This window comes from Robinsoniella sp., assembly GCF_034124845.1.
Genome location: NZ_JAWYAJ010000200.1, coordinates 1 through 9,115 on the forward strand (window position 1 = coordinate 1; position 9,115 = coordinate 9,115).

The 9,115-nt window shown below is 42.3% G+C and carries 9 protein-coding genes and 1 other annotated feature; of the genes, 8 read left to right on the forward strand and 1 reads right to left on the reverse strand.

From position 1 onward, the window contains the following. Together ACH2DQ_RS09250 and ACH2DQ_RS09255 are read left to right on the forward strand one after the other, a co-directional pair. Window positions 1-701, forward strand: a 701-nt coding sequence (locus tag ACH2DQ_RS09250) for a tyrosine recombinase (RefSeq protein WP_395026495.1), incomplete at its 5' end; no start/stop codon positions are given. Between the two features lie 117 nt (window positions 702-818). Continuing rightward, window positions 819-962 (forward strand): DUF6783 domain-containing protein, encoded by a 144-nt coding sequence (locus ACH2DQ_RS09255; RefSeq protein WP_394913087.1) that lies wholly within the window; start codon window positions 819-821, stop codon window positions 960-962. Here the strand turns inward: ACH2DQ_RS09255 and ACH2DQ_RS09260 are convergent. Further along, on the reverse strand, window positions 895-1,929 hold the full coding sequence (locus ACH2DQ_RS09260) for a 3-deoxy-7-phosphoheptulonate synthase (RefSeq protein WP_394913088.1): 1,035 nt from the start codon (window positions 1,927-1,929) through the stop codon (window positions 895-897). The two genes, ACH2DQ_RS09255 and ACH2DQ_RS09260, sit on opposite strands and share 68 nt — an antisense overlap. 111 nt (window positions 1,930-2,040) lie before the next feature. Between ACH2DQ_RS09260 and ACH2DQ_RS09265 the strand changes: the two genes are divergently transcribed. The 6 genes from ACH2DQ_RS09265 to tyrS all read left to right on the forward strand — a co-directional run. Continuing rightward, window positions 2,041-2,148, forward strand: coding sequence for a DUF6783 domain-containing protein (locus ACH2DQ_RS09265; protein ID WP_394913207.1), 108 nt, complete (start codon window positions 2,041-2,043; stop codon window positions 2,146-2,148). Window positions 2,149-2,328: 180 nt separating this feature from the next. After that, on the forward strand, window positions 2,329-2,787 hold the full coding sequence (locus tag ACH2DQ_RS09270) for a bifunctional precorrin-2 dehydrogenase/sirohydrochlorin ferrochelatase (RefSeq protein ID WP_394913089.1): 459 nt from the start codon (window positions 2,329-2,331) through the stop codon (window positions 2,785-2,787). 15 nt (window positions 2,788-2,802) lie between these two features. Continuing rightward, entirely contained in the window at window positions 2,803-4,494 is a 1,692-nt protein-coding gene (locus ACH2DQ_RS09275) for a hypothetical protein (RefSeq protein WP_394913090.1), read from the forward strand. 53 nt (window positions 4,495-4,547) lie between these two features. Continuing rightward, window positions 4,548-5,030 carry a ribonuclease HI gene (gene rnhA, locus ACH2DQ_RS09280; protein WP_394913091.1) on the forward strand — a complete coding sequence of 161 codons (483 nt, stop codon included), beginning with the start codon at window positions 4,548-4,550 and terminating at the stop codon, window positions 5,028-5,030. A gap of 85 nt (window positions 5,031-5,115) precedes the next feature. Continuing rightward, a complete protein-coding gene (locus ACH2DQ_RS09285; protein ID WP_394913092.1) occupies window positions 5,116-7,458 on the forward strand; it encodes a DUF5722 domain-containing protein in 2,343 nt (780 codons plus the stop codon). Between the two features lie 71 nt (window positions 7,459-7,529). Continuing rightward, window positions 7,530-7,797, forward strand: a binding site (T-box leader). 106 nt (window positions 7,798-7,903) lie between these two features. Next, on the forward strand, window positions 7,904-9,115 hold a 1,212-nt coding region (tyrS, locus tag ACH2DQ_RS09290), incomplete at its 3' end, for a tyrosine--tRNA ligase (protein WP_395026498.1).

Below are 9,115 nucleotides of genomic sequence, written 5' to 3' on the forward strand. Positions count from 1 at the left end.
AGCAGGGGTTATCCACTGCAACAGTGTCCAGGAATATTGCATCGATGAAAGCATTTTTTCATTACATGTTCGGATTACATAAAGTTGAAAAAGATCCTACGGAAGTGATAAAGGCTCCCCACATAGACAAAAAAGCTCCGGAAGTGCTCACGATGGAAGAGGTAGTACTTCTTCTGGAACAGCCCGGCAGGGCAACGCCAAAAGAAATTCGGGACAAGGCTATGCTGGAACTGCTGTACGCAACTGGTATGAGAGTATCAGAGCTGATATCCCTGCGGGTACAGGATATGAATCTGAATATGGATTATGTGCTATGCAAAGAAGGAGATAAAGAACGGTTTATTCCCTTTGGGAAAGCAGCAGAAGCAGCACTGAAGAAATATTTGTCCGAAAGCCGGGCAGCATTATTAAAAGACAGTGAAAGCGAATGCTTATTCGTGAATTGTTCCGGGAAACCCATGAGCAGACAGGGTTTTTGGAAACTGATTAAACAGTATACCACCAAAGCAAACATTACAAAGGATATTACGCCTCATACACTGCGCCACTCATTTGCACTCCATCTGGTACAAAACGGTGCGGACTTAAGGGCAGTGCAGGAAATGCTGGGACACTCTGATATTTCTACAACCCAGATGTATGTGAATATGAATGCAAACAGGGTCAAAGAGGTATATGCCAAAGCACATCCGAGAGGATAAGAATAAATAGGATCAATATAAATAACCGGATACGGCCAGAATGAATATTTCTGGCGTATCCGGTTTTTAGTTGCACTATGCGGTATAATTGCTCCGAATTCAGGTTATGCAGTACGCTTGTCGCCCTTCATCCCGGACAAATCTACCACAAAGTGTGACGCACATCTGCCACAAAACAATTATCAAACACGCTCTAGCACATCTCATGAATCTGATAAATCAGATCTTCTGATTCCTGCCATCCAAGGCAGGGGTCAGTGATGGACTTGCCATAGACATGATTTGCCGTGCCGATTTTCTGGCAACCAGGTTCAATATAACTTTCAACCATGACGCCTTTAATCATTTCTTTCATGCGGGGATTTACACTGCGGCTATGCAATACTTCTTTTACAATACGAACCTGTTCCCCATACTGCTTACCGGAATTGGAATGGTTTGCATCGATAATTGCAGCCGGATTTTTTAAATCTCTTGCATCATACATTTCCAACAGCAGATTTAAATCCTCATAGTGATAATTTGGCAGGTTGTTACCGTGTTTGTTTACTGCACCCCGGAGAATAACATGTGCCAGATCATTACCTGTTGTTTTAACTTCCCAGCCGCGGTAGCTGAAGCTGTGTGAACACTGGGCTGCGACTACAGAATTTAACATTACGGAAAAATCACCGCTTGTTGGGTTCTTCATGCCTGCGGGTACATCCATACCACTTACTGTCAGACGATGCTGCTGATCCTCTACGGAACGTGCACCAATGGCAACATAGGAGAGCAGATCGGAGAGATATCGGTAGTTTTCCGGATACAGCATTTCATCAGCTGCGGTAAGTCCCGTTTCATCAATTGCACGGATATGTAATTTACGGATGGCGATTAGTCCGGCTAATAAATCGGGTTTTTTCTCGGGATCCGGCTGATGTACCATTCCTTTATAGCCTTCACCGGTCGTTCTTGGTTTATTCGTATAAATACGTGGAATTAAAATAATCTTATCTGAAACTTTATCCTGAACCTTTGCCAGGCGGTTAATATAGTCACAGACAGCATCTTCGTTATCAGCGGAACAGGGTCCGATGATTACAAGAAATTTATCAGATGCCCCGGTAAATACGTCACGAATCATTGCGTCTCTTTTTTGTTTTACATTTGCTGCATAATCAGATAATGGATATTCTGTACGGATTTCTTCCGGTGTCGGAAGTTTTTTGATAAATTCAAAGCTCATAATTTCCTCCTCTTTCCCAGGGTGTTTGAAAATTGTTTTCTGGCAGATGTGTGTTCCGGCTTGTGGAAATTTGTTCCGGATTCAGGGCACATAGCGGACTATGTAACCTGAATTCGGGATCATTATGCCGCAAGCTGGGGCGTACAGATGTCGGGAATGAATTTCCAAATACTCCTGGGGACTGGTATATCATTGGTTATGTACATTGGGCGGATTTGAGCATTAAAACAAGCTCTAGCGCTCCGCCGATCCAAAAACGGTCTAAAAACAGTTCCATTATAATACATCTATCATAAAAATTCTAGATATTTCTTGTAAAATCAGGTTTAACTTTATTTTCGCATGTGATATGATGGTAAGCGTAAGAAAATAGGAATACATGGCAAGGGAGTGAGGAAGATGGCAGAAAAGAAAAAACCCTATTTTCCAATGTTTGTGGATTTGTCCGATAAGAAAGTGGTAGTTGTAGGTGCAGGTACCATAGCGAAACGGAGAATCCGTTCCCTTATTGAATTCACAAACCACTTGGTGGTAATCGCCCCGGAAGTAAATCCGGAACTGCAGGAACTGGAGCATAACGGCGTGATTGGGATCCTCAGGAAAAATTATGAGCGGGAAGATATTTATGGGGCAGATATTGTGATCGCTGCCACGAATGATCATAAAACAAATGATGATATTTACAGTGTCTGTAAATGTATGGGGATCACAGTCAATGTATGCAGCGACAAAAATAAGTGCGATTTTTATTTCCCGGGAATAGCCAGGAAAGAACAAATTGTAGTAGGGGTTACGGCAACCGGAACAGACCACAGGAAAGCAAAGGATGTGGTAGAAAAAGTGAGGCAGATCTTATAGCTGGAGAGGAGCAAGATGGAACAGGGACTAGTTGTGTTAACAGTGGCGGTACTGATATTGATATGCTTTGGAGCATATTGCGTGTTTGATAATAAAAGGCGGCAGAAGAGCATATTGCGAAAAGCGCGTCTGGCATGGGGCCAAAGGCCGGACAGAGAATATGAATATGCGGAATTTGAGGCTATCAGCCATTATTTCGAGTTAAATGGAAAAAAAGGATATGCGATTGATGATATTACCTGGAATGATTTGGATATGGATACGATTTTCATGCTTTTAAATAATACGGGTTCCAGTATCGGAGAAAGCTGTCTGTATGATGTGCTGCGAAGACCTTCATTTTCAAAAGAAGAGTTAGAAGAGCGGAACCGTTTAGTTGAGTATTTCATGACTCATAAGGAAGAACGTGAAAAGCTGCAGGTGAGTTTTGGGGAAATGGGTAAATCGGGACGCCGCTCCATGTTTGATTATGTCTATAATCTGGCAGATCTGGAGCCTCAGACAAATGCCAAGCATTACATCACGATTTTATTGACTTTTTTCATGGCTGCAATGATTTTTGTAAATCCCCCTTCAGGCGTGGTGGGAATGATTTGTGTTCTGGCATATAGCTGGACATCCTATTTCACGGAGGCCAGAAAAGTATCACCATATACCCTTTCCTGTAAAGTTATGGTGCAGCTGATTAAAATGGCGGACCATATTTCAGGCACCGACAGTGAGGAAGTAAAAAAATACGTGAAAAAGGCAATTGAGGCAAGGAAAAAGTTTAATAAATTTAAACGAAATACGTTCTTCTTACTGGCGGGAAGTGCCAGCAGTGACCGTGGAGGCGGTGTGGGCAATATCGTTGTGGATTATGTAAATTATACCTTTCATATTGATATGATTCAGTTCCGGACGGTTATAAAAGAATTAAAAGATAATCTGGAAAGTTTTAAAGTTATGGTTGACAATATGGGAATGCTGGAAGTGGCTATTGCCATTGCATCTTTTCGAACTATGATGGAGGACTATACCATTCCGGAACTGTCAGACTCAAAAGAGGCATTTCTGGAAGCGCAGGACCTTTATCATCCGATGATAGATAATCCTGTGAAAAATTCCATCAAGGCAAACAAAGGAGTTCTGGTTACGGGATCCAATGCATCGGGTAAATCCACTTTCTTGAAAACAGTTGCAATTAACGGGATTCTGGCACAGACCATTTATACCTGTATGGCAAAAACTTTTAAGTCGAACTTCTACGAAGTATATTCTTCCATGGCGTTAAGGGATGACCTGATGAGCCAGGAGAGTTACTATATTGTTGAGATTAAATCTTTAAAACGTATTCTGGATAAAATGGAAAAAGGAAAGCCGATTATGTGCTTTGTAGATGAGGTGCTCAGAGGAACAAATACGGTAGAACGTATCGCAGCATCTTCCCAGATCCTGAAAAGCATGGCACAAAGCTATATTTTAAGCTTTGCGGCAACCCATGATATTGAGCTGACACATATTCTGGAAGAGAATTATGACAATTACCATTTCCAGGAAGAAGTCTATAAAAATGATATACTATTTGATTATAAACTGTACCAGGGAAGGGCAACTTCCAGAAATGCAATTAAACTGCTGAGTATAATCGGATATGAAAAAGAGATTATCAACAATGCAGAAAATACTGCGAAGAGATTTATTGAGACGGGTGAATGGTCTCTGTAATTTGCACAATGCAATGGATTTAAATGAGTGTAAGGGTTAAAAGGAGGAGTAAAATGCTGGTAAAAATTTATACCGACGGTGCTGCCAGGGGCAATCCGGACGGACCGGGGGGATATGGAACAATTCTGATCTGTGTGGATGCAAAAGGTCAGGAACACAAAAGGGAATACAGCCAGGGATATGTGAAGACAACCAATAACCGTATGGAGTTAATGGCTGCAATTGTTGGACTGGAAGCGTTGAACCGCCCCTGCCAGGTAGAGTTATATTCGGACTCTAAATATGTAGTGGATGCCTTTAATCAAAAGTGGATTGACGGCTGGCTGAAAAAGAACTGGAAACGGGGAAAAAATGAACCGGTGAAAAATGTGGATCTGTGGAAAAGGCTGCTCGCTGCAAAAGAACCTCACGATGTGAAATTCATCTGGGTGAAAGGCCATGATGGTCATGCACAAAATGAAAGATGCGATGAACTGGCAACTACAGCTGCAGATGGCAGGAATCTGATTGTAGATGAAGGAATTGAGTGTGTTTGAAATTTATTCTAGTGCCGCCCGGCGTATTTGGACCGGGAGGTACAAGCCTCATTTTTTACCTGGAATGATTTAAGGAGAAAGATAAATGTGTGTTGTGAAAAGATTATTTAAGGGAGGGATCTTTCTAGTTGCACTTGTGTTACTGTTCGTACCCGTTTCGGCGGATGCAGCCAAAAAGGGAATGGAGATTCAAAGCTGTATGATTAATACGGCGAACAGAACCCAGGTGGTGGTACGTGCGAAGGGATCGGTATCTGCATCCGGCACAGATGGAAAGTATTATTTATTTGGCTTAAGGCCCTATGCTTCCAGAATAAAGGGAAGTACGAAGCCCCTGGCATCCTGTAAGAGAAGTAAATCTATTATTTTGCGGACAGCCCTGAACAAGGATAAGTCCGACAGTGTACTTTACAATAAGTTCATCATTGCCGTTAAGAGGAAATCCGGAGGCTACGAAATCGTCAGTGATCCCGTATATATTACAAATCCTGATGCTGTGGCAAAATACCGCTATTCTTTTCCAAAAGCAACGTCTAAAAAAGGGCTTCAGGTCAGCCCGACAATGCTGGCGGATGCAGAAGATCTGGGGATCAAGCATGCTGCAGTGAATATCCTGCTGGATGAATTTATGGCTTTGGACTGGCAGAAAAATGACAGCAATGCTTACCGCTATCATTACGAAGGAAAAACCTACTGGTTTTTAAAATCAGGCTGTAACGGTGTGGACTCTCAGGTGAGAAGCCTGACACAAAGCAATGTGGTTGTCTCCGGGATCCTGCTTCTGAGAGGAGAATCTCAGGCATCAGTTCTGGTTCCGCCCGGTGCACAGGGGGGATCAGAGGCCTATTATGGACTGAATACCATGAATGAAGACGGGGTGCAGAATCTTTCAGCCCTGGTTTCTTTCCTGGGAGAACGTTATATGGGTTCTTCCAAGGCAAATGGAAGGATTTCCAACTGGATTGTTGGCAATGAAGTGGATTATTATATCCGCTACAATTATATGGGAGCAATGTCCAGATCCAAATATACAAAAAGCTATGCCAGAAGTTTCCGGGTGATCTCTACGGCGCTGCGCAGTATCTACAGCAATGCAAGGGTATATATCCCCCTGACAAACTGCTGGAACCAATTACAGCCTGCCGGAGGCTCCTATACGGCAAAGAGTACGCTGGACGGCTTTGTAAGTGCCCTCCAAAACGAAGGTAACATACCATGGAACGTGGCATATCATGCCTACCCGCAGCCTTTGACGGACCCTGTGTTCTGGGATGATATCGGCTCCAACAGCAGCAGTTCCCAGTATATTACCATGAATAATATCAAAGTACTGACCGACTATGTAAAAAAGAAGAATAAAAACTGCAGGGTGATTTTATCGGAGCAGGGATTTTCCTCTTATACAGGCGGGCGGGGAAGAGACGAGAAACTCCAGGCGGCAGCCTACGCCTATGCCTATTATATCACGGAGTTTAACAGTCAGATTGATTCCCTGATTATAACCAGGCACGTGGATCATGTGGAGGAAGAAAACCAGGGTATATTCGCAGGAATCTGGAGTAACCGCCCGGGTCAGACGGAATACGCCTACAAACAAAAAAGAATCTGGGATGTATTTAAGTACATAGATACTACGGCGTCGGAAACCATCAGTAAATTTGCCTTAAAGGAAATTGGTATTCCAAGCTGGAGCAGCCGGATATCCGGATTTAACTGGAGTAAATTCAAAAGGATGACGACCTATAATAACGGAAGCCTTTATCTGGTTAAGAACAGCAAGGGGCAGAAAAGTCTGTCAAATCTTTGGAAATATACCTATAACGGAGGTACGGATGTTTCTAAAAATGAAACCACACTCAATGTGGACAGCAATGCAAATAATAATCTGTACCGCGGAGTGGGACAGAAATTTAAAAAGCCGTTGAGTTTTAAGACAAGAAGCCGTTTTATTTTTGACATTATGGTTACCGGAACCAGGGCAAAGGAAGCTGAAGTAAGAGTCCGCTTTTTCAACGGAAAGCATATATTCGAAGCGGCATCCTCCGTTTTAACCGGAAGAAAGCAGCAGTTCTCAGCGGATCTGTCCAAATGGAAATACCGGCAAAAGGTCTCCAAGATTCAGGTCTGGGTGAAACCGGCAAAAGGGGTTTCCTGGAGAACAAACGGTAAAATTACCATTGCGAATCTGAAACAGGCATCCAGAATCAGTTCTGTTTATATATCCGGTTTTAAATCCAGCCTGGGCGTAGGCAAAAAGATGCAGCTAAAGGTAAAAGGTGTCTCTCAAAAAGTAACCTGGGTAAGCAGCAAACCGTCCATAGCCACAATTAATAAAAAAGGCATGGTAAAAGCATTGAAAAAAGGAACGGTGACCATTAAGGCAATGTTCGGACAGGATATGATTACCAGGTCGCTGCAGATAAATTAAAAAATGTAATTCTGACAAAATAAAAATACCCGTTGACAAAACAGAAAACGGCTCTTATAATGAATGCATTAGATAAGGCAATGATAAGAATAAGTAACAATAAGAGGTATCATACAGAAAGCAGCCGGTTGATGAGAGGCGCATGAGAGACTTGTTGTGAATACCTCTTTGAGCTGCGTACCGAACTTTCCATATATTTGTATGAAAAAAGTAGGCTGCGACGGATTGTGCACACGTTATAGTGACAAAGTATAGATATTCTGTACTTAGTGAGGCAGACAGTGCGAGCTGGCTGTGAAAAAAGGTGGTAACACGTGAGTTTTTACTCTCGTCCTTTTTAATTTAAAGGGCGGGAGTTTTTTGTGGGTAAAAACAGATGCTCGTCCTACTTGAAATACACAAACCCATATGTTATATTAAAAACAGTGAATTAGGAGGAATGATGATGGCAGCAAATGTATTCGATATTTTAAAAGAAAGAGGATTTATCGAACAAACAACTCATGAGGAAGAAATACGGGAATTATTAGGTAAGGAGTCCGTTACATTTTATATTGGATTTGATGCTACGGCAGACAGCCTTACTGCAGGACATTTCCTCACCGTTATGGCTATGATGCATATGCAGCAGGCAGGACACAGACCGATTGCTCTTTTAGGCGGCGGGACTACAATGATTGGAGATCCATCCGGAAAATCCGATATGCGTTCTATGATGACCATGGAAACCATTCAGTACAATGCCCAGAGATTTAAAGAGCAGTTATCCAGATTTATTGATTTTGACAATGATAAAGCAATCATTGCTAATAATGCTGACTGGCTGTTAGATTTAAATTATGTAGAGTTCTTAAGAGAAGTCGGCGTTCATTTTTCTGTAAATAAAATGCTGACTGCAGACTGTTACAAACAGAGAATGGAAAAAGGACTTACCTTCTTTGAATTTAACTATATGTTAATGCAGTCCTACGATTTCTGGAAATTAAATAAAATGTATGATTGTAAAATGGAATTAGGCGGCAATGACCAGTGGTCTAATATTATCGGCGGCGTAGAACTGATCCGCAGAAAAGAACAGAAGCCTGCATTTGGTCTGACTTTCAAACTTCTAACGACAAGCGAAGGAATTAAAATGGGTAAAACCATGAAGGGAGCAGTATGGCTGGATCCGGAAAAGACTTCTCCATACGAGTTCTACCAGTACTGGAGAAACATCGAAGATGTGAAAGTGGAAGAATGTCTCGGACTCTTAACTTTCCTTCCAATGGATGAAGTACGCAGGCTGGGAGCACTGGAAGGTGCCCAAATCAACCAAGCGAAAGATGTACTGGCATTTGAAATAACGAAGATTGTACACGGAGAAGAGGAAGCGAAAAAAGCTCAGGATGCTGCACGTGCATTATTTGCAGACGGAGGCAAGTCTAAGGACATGCCAACCACTGTTTACAAGAGAACAGAACTGGATGAAGGAAAAGATCTCATTACCCTTTTGGTTGAGACAAAACTGGCTGCGTCCCGTTCCGAAGGAAGACGAATTATCCTTCAGGGCGGCGTCAGCGTTAACGATGTAAAGGTAACGGAAATTGACCGTAAGTTTACTTCAGCTGACCTGGATGGAGATGGTGTTTTACTGATTAAAAAAGGGAAAAAAGGGTAT